The sequence below is a fragment of the Mycobacterium sp. 1245801.1 genome (assembly GCF_001673055.1).
GTDB classification, from domain to species: domain Bacteria; phylum Actinomycetota; class Actinomycetes; order Mycobacteriales; family Mycobacteriaceae; genus Mycobacterium; species Mycobacterium europaeum_A.
Genome location: NZ_LZKY01000152.1, coordinates 25,727 through 40,316, shown reverse-complemented (window position 1 = coordinate 40,316; position 14,590 = coordinate 25,727). Strand labels below are relative to the sequence as shown.

Below are 14,590 nucleotides of genomic sequence, written 5' to 3'. Positions count from 1 at the left end.
TTCTCGTACGGCAGGCCGAGCATGTCGCGGACGATCCAGTGGTGCGACGGCCCGACACCCAGGGCGAGCCGGCCGCCTACACCCGCGACTACCTACAGGTGCTCAACGCCGCCATCGCCGGACCGGGAGACGTTGACGTCGAGAACGATTCGTTCACCGTGCACAACCCGCTGGCGATCGGGGCCGACACCCCGATGCCGGTGCTCGTCGCCGCGTTGGGGCCGGTGATGCTTCAGATCGCCGGTGAACTGGCGGACGGCACCGTGCTGTGGATGGCCGACGAGCGCGCGATCGGCGATCACATCGCACCGAAGATCACCAAGGCCGCCGCCGACGCCGGCCGTCCGGCGCCGCGCATTATCGCGGGCATCCCGGTATGCCTTTGCGAGCCTTCGCGAGTCGACGAGGCCAAGGAGCGGGCCAACCGCATCCTGGGCGAGGCGGAGGTGTCGCCCAACTATCAGCGCCTGCTGGACCGCGGCGACGCCCGCGACGTCGGTGACCTGTGCGCGGCCGGTGACGAGGAACTGATCCTGGGCCGGATGCGCCGGTTCGCCGACGCCGGCGTGACCGATCTGTCGGTGCGGCTGCTGCCGATCGGCGACAATCGCGACGAGCTGGTCGCCTCCAAGCGGCGCACCCGCGAAATGATCGCCTCACTCGCCGCGGAATTGCGTTGACCGCAAACCACTCCGGGCCGCTGGCGGGGGTCCGTATCCTCGAGGTCGGCACCATGCTGGCGGGGCCGTACGCCACCATGCTGCTCGCCGACCTCGGCGCCGACGTCACCAAGATCGAACCCGCCGGCGGCGAGATCTCCCGCAGCGTCGGCGCCACCTACTTCGCCAGCCTCAACCGCAACAAATCCAGCATCACGCTGGACCTCAATTCCGATGCGGGGCAGCAGCGGTTGGGTGAACTGGTCGCGGATTCGCACGCGCTGCTGGTGAACCTGAAACCCTCAGCCATCCGCAGGCTGGGCCTGACCTACGACTCGCTGCGCCGGCACAACGAGAAGATCGTCTGCGTGGCGATCACCGGCTTCGGGCTCTACGGCGGCGACGACCCGGCGTTCGACTACGTGGTGCAGGCGGGCGTCGGCACCGCCGCCCTGACCGGCGACCCGGACGGTCCGCCGACGCTGCCCGGCTACTCGTCGGCCGATAACTCCACCGGAATGACCGCGGCCCTGGGGCTGTTGGCCAAGATCATCTCGGGCACCGGCGGCCAGGTGGATGTGTCGCTGCGCGACGTCATGCTGTCCCAGCTGAACTACCACGCGTCGGCCTATCTCAACGGCGGCGTCATACCGCAGCGCCGCCCCTACGGGGCGCATTCGTATTATGTTCCGGCTCAGCTCTTTCCGACCGCCGACGGATATCTGGCGCTGTTCATCACCCACGACGGTTTCTGGAAGTCGTTCGCCGCGGAAGCCGGCATCGGCGGCTTCGAAACCATGGCCGAGCGAGTCGCGCGCCGCGACGAAGTGCTGGCCGTCGTCACGGCGATGCTCGCCACCGACAGCGCGATCGGCTGGGAGGGGCGACTGCGCCCGCTGGGGGTTCCCGCCGCCGCGGTCCGGAGCCTGCCCGAAGCGCTCGAGGCCACGCCCGAAGTGATTGTCACAGCGGGTGAATTCCGGTTGGTGGGCAGCCCGATCCACGTCTCGGGGTATGAGCCCGAGTACCGTCCGCCGCCGGAGTTGAGCCAGTAGGCACCTCCGCCGAGCGTCGAATGTGAAGCCAGTTTCACGTTCGGGTCCGAGCGTGAAACCAACTTCACGTTCGGCGTCAGGCGCCCGGCCCGGTGAGGGGCTCGGCCGGCCCAGACCCTGCACGCCGCGACGGCCCAACTCGCCCAGGCTTATCCGGACAGAATCGTGCTGGGGTTAGGCGTCGGCTATCCGGAGCAGGCGGCCAGCGTCGGCCGCGACTACGGGAGCCCGGTGGCCACCATGCGTGACTATCTGCAGGCGATGGACGATCCCACAGTGGTGCTGCTTGGGCCCATTGGCGGTGAATTCGGCGCAGGCATTGACCAATTCGAAGAGTTGGCTCCGGCGCTTCACGCGCTCGGGCGCGTCACCTGATGCGCCCTTGTGTCCGAAAGGCCGACCCGCCTCCGGGCTGACCCCCGGGCTACGTCAGCTACGCGAGCTGCTTCTCCGCGTACAGGCGCGCCCACTCGGCACGCGACCGGATCGACACGTCGACGTCACTTCCCTTGGCGCGCAGGGCCTGCACGGTGGCCTGCTCACGGGGGGTCCGGGCGAACGGATCCCAGCCGAAGAACCGGCAGGCGTTGCCCCAGGTGATCTTGTTGATGTCGGCGTCGTCGGCGCCGGCGGCGTTGAGCTCGGCCAGCACCTGCTCGGGCGCGTCCGGCCAGAAGCAGTCCGAGTGCGGGTAGTCGCACTCCCAGGCGATGATGTCGATGCCGATCTCGTGGCGCAGCTTCAGTGACGTCTTGTCGGTGACATAGCAGGCCAGCGAGTGTTCACGAAAGACGTCGCTGGGCAGCTTGTCGCCGAAGTCACGGCGCAGCCATTTCTGGTTGGTGTAGTGACGGTCGCTGCGATCCAGATAGAACGGGATCCAGCCGATACCGCCTTCGGAGAAGGCGAATTTCAGGTCGGGATAGTTGCGCATGGCCGGGCCCCACAGCAGATCTTGGGCGCACATCGCCGAGACCTGGGTGGCCAGAATGATCAGGTTGTCGATCGGCGCATTCGGTGCCATGCTGATCGCCCCGAACCCGGTGCCGATGTGCAGGCACATCACCACGTTCTCCTCGGACAGCGTGCGGAACACCGGACCCCAGTAGCCCTCGTCGTGGTAGCTCGGAAGTCCTTCCAGGTGCGGCAATTCCGGCATCGTCACCGCGCGGCAACCCTTCGCCGCGACGCGGCGGATCTCGGCGCACATGCCCTCGGGAGTCCAGGTCGGCAGGATCGCGATCGGGATGAAGCGGTCCGGATAGGAGCCGGCCCATTCGTCGATGTGCCAGTCGTTGTACGCCGACACCATCACCAGGGTGACGTCCTCGCGGGTCATGTTGAGGTGGCGGGCCGAAAAGCCGGTGAACGTCGGGAAGCACATCGATGCGAGGATGCCGTTGCGGTTCATGTCGCGGACGCGTTCGTGGACGTCATAAACGCCGGGGCGCATCTCGGCGAAGCCGGCGGGATCGCGGCCCCATTCCTCGGCGGGCCACGACACCACGGCGTTCAGACCGCTGACGCCCTGCGGCCTGCCCTGGTACATCCACTGGTCGACGCCCTTGTCGTCGGTGACGACGACGGGTGCCTCTTCCTTGTACTTGGCGGGCACGTGCCGCAGGAACATGTCGGGCGGTTCGACCACGTGGTCGTCGATGCTCACCAAGATCAGGTCGTCGACCTTCATCAAGCAGTCCTCTCTGGCACAGCGATTCGAGCCGAAGTCGGCTAGCCGCTGTGCTCCGTGGTGGTCTCGAGCAGTCGGGGAATCGGCGCCGGGTCGAGCTGCAAGGCATCCGACATGTGCAGCTGCCCGGCGTTGGCGATCATGTTGTCCAGAATCGCCTGCAGATCGTCGCCCTCGATCTCGTAGATGGCGACGTAGGGTCCGTCGCCGTCGACGGGCCGCAGCCGGCGCGCGGAGACGAACCCGTCCAGGGCCACCAGCTCACCCAGGTGCACCTCGTCGTACCAGGTGTTGTATTCCTGTTCGCGTTCGGGCGAGCTGGGTCGGCTCTCCACGAGGATGATGCCCTTGGCCATCGTCGCCACCTCTCTGGCTGCTACTCGTAGCGCACCGTGACCGAGTCCGTGTCCGGAACGCCCTGGCACGTCAGAATGTAGCCCTCGGCGACCTCGTCCTCCTCGAGAGCGTCGTTCACCCGCATGGTGGCGTGGCCCTCTTCGAGCTTGGCCATGCAGGTGCCGCAGTTGCCGGCCTCGCAGCTGAACGGCGGTTCCAGCCCCGCGCGACGGGCGCTCTCCAACAGCGTCTCGCCCGGGACCCTGGGCACCGAGACCTTCTTGCGGTCGAGGTGAATCGTCACCGTCCCGGCACCGGAGCCGTTTGTTGCCGGATCTGTCACCCCTGGGGTCTCCTCGATGATCCGGGTGACCGTCACTGAGACCGCCCTCTCTCCCGTATTTGCATTCTTCAGTATAGAGAATACTATTCTCACGAAGCGATAGCATCTTCTCAAGACTGTATGGATGTCGGGTCAGCCCGGTCTGTCAGGGAAGGACGGGACGTGACCGAGCCGGCGGCGCTCGTGTTCGAGGAACGGCGATTCAGCGCGCCCGAACTCGACGCGTTGGCCGACGGATGGGCTGCGACCCTGGCAAAAGGCGGTGTCGCCGCGGGCCAACGCGTCGCCGTCATGGCCTCCACCCGGCCGGAATTTCTTGCCGTGGTGCTCGCGATCTGGCGGCTGGCCGCCGCGGCGGTACTCATCAGCCCCGCGTGGAAGCGCGACGAGGTCGACCATGCGCTCGCGCTGACCGAGCCCGCGCACGCCGTCGGGGACCACGCGGTGCTTGCCGGCCTGATGCCGATGCTGCACCTCGACGAGCCGGCCGCGCCCGCGGAGCCGATGGCCGCGTCACCGCCACCCGGGGCCGACGCGGCGCTGGTGTTCAGCTCCGGCACCACCGGCCTGCCCAAGGCCGTCCGGCACACCCACGCCTCGTTGGACGAAGCGGTGCGGCACTGGCGCCAAGCGCTGCAACTGACTCACCGCGACCGGATCCAGGTCGCCACGCCGCCCTCGCACATCCTCGGGCTGCTGAACCTGCTGACCGCGCTGAAGGCCGGCGCCGGTGTGCGCCTACATCCCCGGTTCGACATCGAGCGGGTGCTGCAGCACATCGAAAGTGACCGCATCACAGTGGAAATGGCCGTCGCTCCCATTGCGTTGGCCATCGCTTCACATCCCAGCCTCGAGTCCTATGACCTGTCCTCGCTGCGGTACATCATGTGGGGGGCCACGCCGGTCAACGCACACGTCGCAGAGACGGTGACCCGGCGCACCGGTGTGGGTTGGCTTCCGGCGTACGGGACCACGGAATTGCCTGTCCTGGCGTGCAATCCGATCGAGGACCCGCGCCTGGACACCGTCGGACGGGCGGTGCCCGGTGTGGACCTCCGGATCGTCTCACTGGAAACCGGCCAGCCGGTCGGCCCCGGTGAGGTCGGGGAGATCCAGGCCCGCGCGGCGTCGCTCATGGCCGGCTACCTGCCGGCGGACGCGACCCGCGAGGCGATCCGTGACGGGTGGTACCGCACCGGAGATGTCGGCTGGCTCGACGCCGGCGGGTGGCTGCGGATCACCGACCGCCTCAAAGAGATGATCAAAGTGCGCGGCTTCCAGGTCGCCCCCGCCGAAATCGAGACGGTGCTGCACAGTCATCCGGCCGTCAAAGACTGCGCGGTGTTCGGGATTCCGGACGGCCTCAACGGCGAAGCCGTCGTCGCCGCGGTCGCGACGTCCGCGTCGGTCGATGCGACAGACCTGACCGCCATGGTGGACGAGAAACTGGCGTCCTATAAGCAGCTGAGCCGAGTGGTGTTCGTTCCCGACATTCCCCGCCTGCCCTCGGGCAAGGTGCTGCGCCGAGTTCTGAAGGAGCGTTATGGATGTGCGTCTGACAGCTGAACAACAGCAATTACGCGACGCCGCAGCCAAACTGGCCGACGACCTCGGGCCGGCCGTGGTGCAGGATCTCGACGACCACACGCGAATCACTCGTCTGGACAAGCAGATCGAGAACACCGGCTGGCGGTCGTTGCGTTCCGACGGGGCCTCCGGCGTGGAGGTAGCCATCGTGGCCGAGGAATTCGGCCGGCGGCTGGTTGACACCCCCTTCCTCGGCCCGGTGCTGGCCGACGATCTGGGCCGCCACGCCGGTGCGGACGTGTCCGCGACCACCGTCGCCTTCGGCGATCGCGTGATCGACGCCCGCGGCGCACGGCGCGCCCTATGGCTCTCGGGGGGCACCGTTCTTGCCGGTGATGTGCAAATCGCACCGGAGAGCGTCGATCTGACGCGGGCCGACGCGACGATCACGGGATCGCCTCAGACGCTGGCGGAAGTGTCCTCCGCCGTCGCCGAGCAGTGGCGGGCCCTTGCCTTGGTCGCCACCACGGCCGACATGGTCGGCATCGCGAGGGGCGCCCACGCCCTCGCGTGTGACTACGCGAAAATTCGTGAGCAGTACGGCAAGCAGATCGGCTCCTACCAAGCCATCGCCCACCTGCTGGCCGAAAGCCTTGCGCTGATCGAAGGTTCGGTGAGCGTGCTGCGCCATGCCGCGTGGGCGGTCGACGAGCTGGCTCCCGCCGAAGCCATTCGGGCCGCCCAGATCGCCAAGGTCTACTGCGCGCGCGCCACCCGCACCGTCTGCGAGACAGCCATCCAGGTGCACGGTGGTATCGGCAACACCTGGGAATGCGTGGCGCATGTCTATCTGCGCCGCGCCCTCACTTCGACCGAGCTGTGGCCGGTCGCGTTGAAGGAGATCGATTTTGGACTTTCGTGACTCACCCGATGAAGCCGCCTTCCGGGACCGGCTGCGCACCTGGCTTGCCGCACACGCCAAGGAATTCTCCGGCTCCGGTGACGAGTATTGGGCGCGCATGGCCGACTGGCACCGCGCCCTCTACGACAACGGCTTCTTCGGCCTGTCCTGGCCACGCGACTGGGGCGGTCAGGATCTGGCGCCCGTCTACGACGTCATCGTCGACGAGGAGCTGGTGCGGGCCGGTGCCCCGCCGCGCCCCAGCGTCGGCTATCTGGTGTACGGCATCGGTGAACACGCCAGCGACGACCTGCGAAAGCGCTTCCTGCCCGGCATCATCAACGGAACCGAGCGCTGGTGCCAGGGCTTCAGCGAGCCGGGCGCCGGTTCGGACCTGGCGTCGCTGACCACCACCGCTCGCCTCGAGGGCGACACGTATGTGGTGAACGGGCACAAGATCTGGACCAGTTATTCCGACGTGGCCGACTGGTGTCTGTTGCTGGCCCGCACCGACCCCGAGGCCAAGCGCCACCGCGGCCTGTCGGCGTTCGTCCTGGAGATGAAACAGCCCGGCGTGCAACAGCGCCCGCTGCAGATGATCAACGGGGTGACCAACGAATTCGGTCAGGTGTTCTTCGACGGTGCCAAGGTGCCGGCGGACCGGATGGTCGGGGCGCCCGGTGACGGTTGGGCGGTGGCCATGACCGTCGTCGGGCACGAACGCGAGCCCTCCACTCTCGGCTACGCGGCGCGCTACGGCAAGCTTGTCCGAGAGTTGTTGTCCCGCAACGACGGCGATGTGCCCGAAGAACTGGCCTGGGCCGCCGTCCAGTCGGATATGCTGACCCACCACGTGCGCCGGCGGCTATCCGAACAGCTCGACGGGGTCTCGCACGGTTCGGAAGGATCGCTGGACAAGCTGTTGATGACCTGGGTCGAACAGTCCGTCGGGCACGCCGCCCTGGCCGTGGCGGGCACCCGGGATCCAGATCTGCTCAGCGCCTACCTCTACAGCCGCGCGCAGAGCGTCATGGGCGGGACGTCGCAGATACAAAAGAACATCATCGCTTCACGAATCTTGGGATTGTAGAGAGTGATCGCGAACGCGGGCGCAGCCCGGGTGAAGCGGGTCACGACGATCGAAGGAGTCTGACGTGTACGACATGCCTACCGAAATCGACGTTCAGGCCGACGGTGCCTTGCGCATCATCACGCTCAACAGGCCCGATTCGCTCAACTCGGTCAACGACAACCTGCACGTCGGCCTCGCGCGGCTCTGGCAGCGACTCACCGATGACCCCACCGCCCGCGCCGCGGTGATCACCGGCGCAGGCCGGGCGTTTTCGGCCGGCGGTGATTTCACGTATCTGGAGGAGCTGGCGAACGATGCCGACCTGCGCGCCAAGACAATTCGCGACGGACGCGAGATCGTGCTGGGCATGGCGCGGTGCCGGATTCCGGTGGTAGCGGCGGTCAACGGCCCCGCCGTCGGCCTGGGCTGCAGTCTGGTGGCGCTCAGCGACATCGTCTACATCGCCGAGGACGCCTATCTGGCCGACCCGCACGTGCAAGTCGGTCTGGTGGCCGCCGACGGTGGGCCGCTGACCTGGCCGCTGCACATCAGCCTGCTGCTGGCCAAGGAATTCGCCCTCACCGGAACCCGTATCGGCGCACAGCGGGCCGTCGAGCTCGGCTTGGCCAATCACATTGCCGACGACCCGGTTGCGGAGGCGGTCGCCACCGCCAAAAAGATTCTGGAACTGCCGCAGCAGGCGGTCGAGAGCACCAAGCGGGTGCTCAACATTCACCTGGAGCGGGCCGTGCTCGCCAGTCTGGACTATGCGCTGTCGGCCGAGAGCCAGTCGTTCCTGACCGAGGACTTCCGGGCCAACGTCGCAAAGTTCAACGCGGCCAAGAAGAACTGAGGTGTAGCGGCGCGACGGCCTCACGAGTCATGCCGGCGCAGGAAGTCACGCATCACCGCGTCGAACTTGTCGGGTTCCTCGATGAACGGCATGTGAGCACTGGATTCGAACAACTCGAACCGTGAACCCGCTATACGGCGGTGCATCTCCCACATGTGTTCGGGAACGCATTCGTCGTACTTGCCCGCGAGAATCAGTGTCGGCAGGGTGATTTCGTGGAGCCGGTCGACCACATCCCAGTCCCGGATGGTGCCGACGATGTGAAAGTCGCTGGGGCCGAACATGGTCTCGAAGATCTCGGTGCCCATGTTCCGGAACGCATCCTCGAGCTCTGGCGGCCAGGGGCGCACCCGGCACAGATAGGTTTCGTTCCAGGTCCGGATGGCGGCCTGATAGTCGGGAGAGTGCGTGGTGCCGGCGGCTTCATGGCGGTCGATGGCGGCTTGGGTGGCCGGATCCAGCTCGGATTTCAAGCGCCCCACCATCTTCGCGAACTCCGGGATGGACGCGATGCTGTTGGAAATGATCAGGCTCGCCGTCCCGGCGGGGGCCGCGTCGAGGGCGTATTGCTGGGCCAACATTCCGCCCCAGGAGTTACCGAACAGATGGAAGCGGTTCAGGCCCAGGGCCCGCACCACCGCGTCCACCTCCGCCACCGAGCGCTGCATCGTCCAAAGCTCGCGATCGGGTGGGCATTCGGAGTGCCCGCAACCGAGCTGATCCCAGAAGATGACCTCGCGCTCTGTCGCCAACCGCGCCAGCGACCGCAGGTAGTCGTGCGGCAGGCCAGGCCCGCCGTGAACGACGAGCAATGGAAGACCCGCGCCGCCTCCGGTCCGCTTGAACCACACGTGGCCGCCCGGGACCGCGACCATGCCCTGAGTCATTCATCCACCATCGCAAATCGAGGGGTTTCCCGCACTGTGACGCCGGTCGTCGTTGACACCGGGTTGTCTCGTGGCGCTGATTTGAGTCAGGGCGGCGGTGACGGGGCGAAGAAGATTTCTTTGACCTCGCGCAGCGCGTAGAACACGAGCACGTAGCCGGCGAGGGGGTCCGCCCACCACCAACCGGCGATGCTGTTCAGCAGCAAGCCGAGGAGCACCGCGGCCGCCAACAGGCCGTCGACGAGCGTGACGCGGCCCTCAGTGGTGAGCACGGGGTTGCTCAGGGCGGCACCGGTTCGGGCCTTGCCGGCCGCAAGCGCGAACATCGTCACCGCGGTGATCGCCGTCCATGCGATACCCAGGCGCGAGGGCTCGGGGTGAAAGCCGGTGACGAGGACCATCGTCGACTGCACCACCAGGTAAATACTTAGCGCCGCAAAGGCGGCGCCGATGAGCCGCAACGCTTTTCGTCGACGGGCCGCTTCTGTTCCGGACAGCTCCCAGATCACCACCGATGAGGCGCCGATCTCGATCAGCGAGTCCAGACCGAACCCGGCCAGCGCCACCGATCTGGCCGCGATGGCGGCCGACGCGAGGATAACGATGCCAACCACGTTCCAGGCCAAGGTGGCGTATTCGAGGGCAAATCCGCGCCGCAGCAGAGACCGGCGGGCGGCTCGTCCAAGTGGCTCATCGCAGTCAGTCTCACATACCGGCATACCGCCATGGCCGATATCGTCGAAGGACGGTGCAGGAAACCTCGACGTTGCCGGGCGTGGTTGCTGCAGCAGCCGCGTTCCCGGCAGGATTTCCCAGTGCAGGAGCTGCGGGGCCAAACGGGGAGGAACGGCAATGACGAGTGTTGACAATCCGATTCCGGCGCAAGACCTTTCGGGAATCGTCGGGCACCGCTTCATCTACACCTACGCCAACGGTTGGCAATACGAGATGTACGTCAAGAATGCCACCACCATCGACTACCGGATCCACTCCGGGCACGTCGGCGGCCGCTGGGTCAAAGGCCAGCACGTCGACCTCGTCCAACTCGACGATGACAGCTTCAAACTCTCGTGGTCCGAACCCACCGGCACCTGCGTGGCCGTCAACGTCTTGCCCGCCAAACGCCGCGTTCACGGGGTCATCTTCTTTCCCCAGTGGATCCGGCAGCACGGTGAGCGCACCGTCTGCTTCCAGAACGAACACCTGGATGAGATGCAGGGCTACCGGGATCAAGGCCCGACCTACCCGATCTACGAAGTCCCGGAATTCGCCTACATCACCCTGTTCGAATACGTCGGTGCCGACGACGAGAGCGTCATCGACACCGGTCCCGAACATCTGCCCGCGGGATGGGCCGACCGCACCAACTGATCGGTGGGCGATTGTTGCGACTCGCACTCTCGCAATGAGAGAATACGATTCTCACTGGACGTGCGAGTGCCTCTGCGGCCCCGTACCCGCTGGCTGAACTGGAGAACGACCCGTGTCTGAAGCCGTCATCGTGTCCGCCCTGCGCACCCCCATCGGCACCGCTCGCAAGGGCACGCTGCGCGATACCAGTGCGTTCGACCTGGCCCACCACGTCGTCAGCGAGGCCGCCAAGGATCTGGACCCGACGCAGGTCGACGACGTGATCCTGGGCGAGGGTCTCTACGGCGGGGGCGTGCTCGCCCGCCACGCCGCCGTCACCGCTGGGCTGACGCAGGTGCCCGGATTGGCCAACAACCGGCACTGCGCGGCGGGGCAGGCGGCCGTGCAGACCGCGGCCGCCGGCGTGCGCGCGGGCATGGACCAGCTCGTCATCGCCGGGGGCGTGAACTCGGCGTCGACGTCACCGCGATCGCGGATGCAGGTGGACGGCGAGTGGGTCGACTGGTTTCCGCCGACCCACCCGGACCGGCCCGACGCCCCCAACATGGACATGTCGATCACCGTGGGCTGGAACGCTGCGGTCAAGGCCGGCGTGAGTCGCGAGGAGATGGACGCCTGGGCGCTGCGCTCACACCGCAACGCCATCGCCGCCATCGACGAAGGCCGCTTCAAAGAGGAGATCGTGCCGATCGAGACCCCGCACGGGTTGTTCGCTGTCGACGAGCACCCGCGCCGGGACACCAGCATGGAGAAGCTGGGCGCGCTCAAGCCGCTGCACCCAGAAATCGAGGGCTTCTCGATCACCGCCGGCAATGCCTGCGGCGCCAATGACGGCGCCGCGGTGCTGACGATCGCCAGCGACCGGCTCGGGTTGCCCGCGCTCGCCACCATCCGGTCCTGGGCATCCGTCGGCGTCGACCCTGCGATCACCGGCCTGGCGCCGGTGGAAGCGATACCGAAAGCCCTTAAGCGAGGCGAATTTTCGATCGCCGACGTGGACCTGTTCGAGATCAACGAAGCGTTCGCCGCGATGTGCGTGGCCACCATCAAGCTGCTCGAGCTCGACCCCGACAAGGTCAACGTCAGCGGCAGCGGTTGCTCGCTGGGCCACCCCGTCGCGGCCACCGGCGCCCGGATGTTGGTCACCCTGGTGCACGAATTGCGCCGCCGCGGCGGCGGCATCGGCGTCGCGGCGATGTGTGCGGGCGGCGGGATGGGCGCGGCGACGGTGATCGAGGTCGCGGCTCCATAATGCGTACATGATCATCGCTGATCTGATTGCCCGCGCGCGCAACGGATCTCCCCGTGCGGTCGGTCGCCTGCTCAGCCTCGTCGAGGGCGACCAGCGCGACGAGGTCTTGGCGAATATCGGGTCATCGCCGGGCGGCATGGGCCCGGTCGTCGGCATCACCGGCCCCCCGGGGGCGGGAAAGTCGACGACGGTCGCCGCGCTGGTCAGTGCCTACCGCAAGCGCGGTTCCCGGGTGGCGGTGTTGGCGGTGGACCCGTCGTCCCCGTTCAGTGGGGGTGCGCTGCTGGGTGATCGAATTCGGATGGCCGCGCATATCAACGACTCCGACGTCCTGATCCGTTCGGTGGCCACCCGTGGGCACCTGGGCGGCCTGGCCGCCGCGGTTCCGGCGGCCATCCGGTTGTTGGGGGCGATCGGGTATGACGTCGTCCTGCTGGAGACGGTGGGGGTGGGCCAGTCCGAGATCGAGATTGCCGCCGTCGCCGACCCGACGGTCGTCATCCTCAATCCCGGTGCGGGCGACGCGGTTCAGGCCGCCAAGGCGGGCGTGCTGGAAGTCGCCGACATCGTGGCGGTCAACAAGGCGGACCGCGACGGTGCCGAACAGACGGTTCGGGATCTGCGGGCCGAAACCAGTGCCCCGATCGTCTCCCTGATCGCCGCCCGGGGCGAGGGCATCGACGACCTGATGGCCGCCATCGAGGACCATCGCCGCACCGACAGCCGTGCCCGCCGGCTGGCGCGGGCGCGGGCGCAGATTCTCTCCCTCGCGCAGACCAGGCTGCGGACCCAGCCGGATCTCGACCGGCTCGCCGAGGCGGTCGTCGACGGCGACCAGGACCCCTACACGGCTGCCGATCAGCTGATCTCACCTCCCACACCCCGGACCGACTGAGCCCGGCTGTCCCCCAATCGGGGGAACGGGCATTCATCACGTTTGCGGGCCGATCGGCGGAGGTGCCACCCGCGCAATCGCCCTACGTTGAGGTCGTGTTTCACGCGGCGGCCACCTTGGCCAGCGAGTTAGGAGATCCGGCATGACGCACACCCCCCAGCCTTTGGCAGCGCTCGACCGTGATGACCACCTGGAGCTGTATCGGCGAATGTGGGTACTGCGACTGCTCGACATGGCGTTGGAAGAGCTCGAAGTCGACGGTCTGATCGACGACGCCACGCGAACCGAATTCGGCCAGGAGGCGGTGGCGATCGGCGCGGTTGCGGCTCTGCGGCCCGGCGATCTCGTCAACGCCACCACCCAGCAATTCCGGCACGCCCAGCAGGTCGGCCTGGCCCTTCCCCTAGGCCCCGCCATCGCCGACATGATCGGCCCACGGCGCCGTGTCGGCGCCGGGGTCGCCGACTGGAAACGGTCGATGGCCAACGAAAGCGCTCTGGGGCAATCGACTATGTTCGCGCTGGGTGACGCCAACACGCAGCGCCTGACCGGCGAGGGCAACGTCAGTTTGTGTGCCGTCGGAGGCCGCGACACCCACTCCGTCGAGTTCACCACGGCCGCAAAGATTGCCGTGCAATGGCGGCTGCCGGTGGTGTTCGTCGTGGAAAATATCCGCGGTGGAACGAACGCGCGCCGGCGCGCCTACGAATTCGACGCGATGCCCATGCTGTCGGTCGACGGCAGGGACGTTGTGGCGGTGGCCGACTCGGTCGCCGAAGCGGTGCACCGCGCGAGCGCCGGTGACGGACCCGCCCTGGTCGAGGCGATCACCTATCAGACGAATCACCCCATTGCCGTGGATCCGTTGGTCTTCGCACGCCGCCAGCTGATCGCGGCCGGCGGCAGCGGCGATCACCTCTGCGAGGTGGAACGCGGGGCACGCCACCTGATCGCCGAGGCCATAGCGTCGGCCAAAGCAGTGGTGCGGGCGCGGCAGATCGCGTCCACGCCCAAGCCGAATCCCTGGTCGGCCGCTAGCTGAGCAGACCTTGCCGCATTGCCTCGGCGACGGCGGCCGCGCGATCGCCGACGCCGAGCTTCTCGTAGAGGCGTTGCACGTGCGTTTTGACCGTCGACGGGGCCACGAAGAGCTCACCGGCGATCGCGGGGATGCTTTGACCGCGGGCGATCCGGTTGAGCACCTCACGCTCGCGCGCACTGAGCACGGGTGCCGACGGCTCCGCACGCTGCCGGATCTCCGCGGCAAGACCACCGACGAGCGCCGGTGCCACCACGTCGCGGCCCTGCGCGCAGTCGAGCACGGCCTTGACGATCTCGCTGCGCGTCGAGTCCTTGAGCACGAACCCGGCGGCGCCCTGTTGCAACGCCTGGTACACGATCGCCGACTCGTCGTGCGCGGAGATCAGCAGCACCCGGGTGGGCAACCCCTGCGTCCGCACCGCCGCCGCCACCTGGGCGCCGTCCAAGCCGGGCATCCGGTAGTCGAGCAACGCGACGTCGGGCACGTGCGACTTGATCAATTCCAATGCGGCAGAACCGTCTTCCGCCTCACCGACGACGTTCACCGAACCACTCGACGACAGGGCCCGCACCACGCCCTCGCGAAAGAGTGGGTGATCATCGCCGACGACCACGCGCACCTTTTCCGGGCTAGCCGCGCCGACCATGGCGACGAGTGTAGCGGTTTGCGGAGCAGCGACGTTCGCGATCTCCGGACGGCCCGATGAG

The 14,590-nt window shown here is 67.3% G+C and carries 16 protein-coding genes and 1 pseudogene; 11 read left to right on the top strand and 6 right to left on the bottom strand.

The genetic code is table 11. The features are described 5' to 3' along the window. The 3 genes and pseudogenes from A5622_RS09280 to A5622_RS29050 all read left to right on the top strand — a co-directional run. On the top strand, positions 1–680 hold a 680-nt coding region (locus tag A5622_RS09280; RefSeq protein ID WP_232002919.1), incomplete at its 5' end, for an LLM class flavin-dependent oxidoreductase. Beyond that, entirely contained in the window at positions 677–1,714 is a 1,038-nt protein-coding gene (locus A5622_RS09275; RefSeq protein WP_066878045.1) for a CaiB/BaiF CoA-transferase family protein, read from the top strand. The genes A5622_RS09280 and A5622_RS09275, both read left to right, overlap by 4 nt. A 99-nt stretch (positions 1,715–1,813) precedes the next feature. After that, a pseudogene (locus A5622_RS29050) lies at positions 1,814–1,990 on the top strand (LLM class flavin-dependent oxidoreductase); the annotation flags it as partial. Positions 1,991–2,147: 157 nt separating this feature from the next. On the opposite strand, the gene A5622_RS09265 reads toward A5622_RS29050, so the two are convergent. Genes A5622_RS09265 through A5622_RS09255 form a run of 3 tightly spaced genes read right to left on the bottom strand, consistent with a single transcriptional unit; the run spans position 2,148 to position 4,119 of the window. Continuing rightward, positions 2,148–3,404 (bottom strand): amidohydrolase family protein, encoded by a 1,257-nt coding sequence (locus A5622_RS09265; protein ID WP_066878041.1) that lies wholly within the window; start codon positions 3,402–3,404, stop codon positions 2,148–2,150. Positions 3,405–3,445: 41 nt separating this feature from the next. Further along, complete coding sequence (locus tag A5622_RS09260) at positions 3,446–3,760, bottom strand: DUF4286 family protein (RefSeq protein WP_066878053.1); 315 nt, start codon at positions 3,758–3,760, stop codon at positions 3,446–3,448. A 20-nt stretch (positions 3,761–3,780) separates the two neighbouring features. After that, complete coding sequence (locus A5622_RS09255) at positions 3,781–4,119, bottom strand: 2Fe-2S iron-sulfur cluster-binding protein (protein ID WP_066865642.1); 339 nt, start codon at positions 4,117–4,119, stop codon at positions 3,781–3,783. Positions 4,120–4,245: 126 nt separating this feature from the next. Here A5622_RS09255 and A5622_RS09250 point away from each other — a divergent pair, with 126 nt between their 5' ends. The 4 genes from A5622_RS09250 (at position 4,246) to A5622_RS09235 (ending at position 8,436) form a co-directional block, all read left to right on the top strand. Continuing rightward, positions 4,246–5,649, top strand: coding sequence for a class I adenylate-forming enzyme family protein (locus A5622_RS09250; RefSeq protein WP_066878039.1), 1,404 nt, complete (start codon positions 4,246–4,248; stop codon positions 5,647–5,649). Beyond that, positions 5,627–6,532 carry an acyl-CoA dehydrogenase family protein gene (locus A5622_RS09245; protein ID WP_066878037.1) on the top strand — a complete coding sequence of 302 codons (906 nt, stop codon included), beginning with the start codon at positions 5,627–5,629 and terminating at the stop codon, positions 6,530–6,532. Before A5622_RS09250 ends, A5622_RS09245 begins: the two co-directional genes overlap by 23 nt. Next, on the top strand, positions 6,519–7,601 hold the full coding sequence (locus A5622_RS09240; protein WP_066878034.1) for an acyl-CoA dehydrogenase family protein: 1,083 nt from the start codon (positions 6,519–6,521) through the stop codon (positions 7,599–7,601). The genes A5622_RS09245 and A5622_RS09240 overlap by 14 nt, the downstream gene beginning before the upstream one ends. 64 nt (positions 7,602–7,665) lie before the next feature. Further along, positions 7,666–8,436 carry an enoyl-CoA hydratase/isomerase family protein gene (locus A5622_RS09235; RefSeq protein ID WP_066878032.1) on the top strand — a complete coding sequence of 257 codons (771 nt, stop codon included), beginning with the start codon at positions 7,666–7,668 and terminating at the stop codon, positions 8,434–8,436. Between the two features lie 20 nt (positions 8,437–8,456). Here A5622_RS09235 and A5622_RS09230 read toward each other — a convergent pair whose 3' ends face one another. Both A5622_RS09230 and A5622_RS09225 read right to left on the bottom strand, forming a co-directional pair. After that, a complete protein-coding gene (locus A5622_RS09230) occupies positions 8,457–9,311 on the bottom strand; it encodes a proline iminopeptidase-family hydrolase (protein WP_082972358.1) in 855 nt (284 codons plus the stop codon). A 98-nt stretch (positions 9,312–9,409) separates the two neighbouring features. Further along, positions 9,410–9,937 (bottom strand): cation transporter, encoded by a 528-nt coding sequence (locus tag A5622_RS09225; protein WP_197507979.1) that lies wholly within the window; start codon positions 9,935–9,937, stop codon positions 9,410–9,412. 238 nt (positions 9,938–10,175) lie between these two features. On the opposite strand from A5622_RS09225, the gene A5622_RS09220 reads away from it, so the two are divergent. From A5622_RS09220 to A5622_RS09205, 4 genes are all read left to right on the top strand, one after another. After that, positions 10,176–10,694, top strand: coding sequence for a phenolic acid decarboxylase (locus A5622_RS09220; RefSeq protein ID WP_066878028.1), 519 nt, complete (start codon positions 10,176–10,178; stop codon positions 10,692–10,694). 112 nt (positions 10,695–10,806) lie between these two features. Further along, positions 10,807–11,946: a thiolase family protein gene (locus tag A5622_RS09215; protein ID WP_066878026.1), complete on the top strand. Its 1,140-nt coding sequence runs from the start codon at positions 10,807–10,809 to the stop codon at positions 11,944–11,946. Positions 11,947–11,953: 7 nt separating this feature from the next. Next, positions 11,954–12,841 carry a methylmalonyl Co-A mutase-associated GTPase MeaB gene (gene meaB / locus A5622_RS09210; protein WP_066878024.1) on the top strand — a complete coding sequence of 296 codons (888 nt, stop codon included), beginning with the start codon at positions 11,954–11,956 and terminating at the stop codon, positions 12,839–12,841. A gap of 163 nt (positions 12,842–13,004) precedes the next feature. Further along, positions 13,005–13,883 (top strand): thiamine pyrophosphate-dependent enzyme, encoded by an 879-nt coding sequence (locus tag A5622_RS09205; protein ID WP_197507980.1) that lies wholly within the window; start codon positions 13,005–13,007, stop codon positions 13,881–13,883. Here the strand turns inward: A5622_RS09205 and A5622_RS09200 are convergent. Beyond that, entirely contained in the window at positions 13,876–14,529 is a 654-nt protein-coding gene (locus A5622_RS09200; RefSeq protein ID WP_066865675.1) for a response regulator transcription factor, read from the bottom strand. The genes A5622_RS09205 and A5622_RS09200 overlap by 8 nt on opposite strands. Positions 14,530–14,590: the final 61 nt, after the last annotated feature.

What these genes read in the sequence shown, in the direction of transcription:
- A5622_RS09265 (WP_066878041.1), bottom strand. Translation starts at nt 3,404, where the DNA reads ATGAAGGTCGACGACCTGATCTTGGTGAGCATCGACGACCACGTGGTC.
- A5622_RS09260 (WP_066878053.1), bottom strand. Translation starts at nt 3,760, where the DNA reads ATGGCCAAGGGCATCATCCTCGTGGAGAGCCGACCCAGCTCGCCCGAA.
- A5622_RS09245 (WP_066878037.1), top strand. Translation starts at nt 5,627, where the DNA reads ATGGATGTGCGTCTGACAGCTGAACAACAGCAATTACGCGACGCCGCA.
- A5622_RS09230 (WP_082972358.1), bottom strand. Translation starts at nt 9,311, where the DNA reads ATGGTCGCGGTCCCGGGCGGCCACGTGTGGTTCAAGCGGACCGGAGGC.
- A5622_RS09220 (WP_066878028.1), top strand. Translation starts at nt 10,176, where the DNA reads ATGACGAGTGTTGACAATCCGATTCCGGCGCAAGACCTTTCGGGAATC.
- meaB (WP_066878024.1), top strand. Translation starts at nt 11,954, where the DNA reads ATGATCATCGCTGATCTGATTGCCCGCGCGCGCAACGGATCTCCCCGT.
- A5622_RS09200 (WP_066865675.1), bottom strand. Translation starts at nt 14,529, where the DNA reads ATGGTCGGCGCGGCTAGCCCGGAAAAGGTGCGCGTGGTCGTCGGCGAT.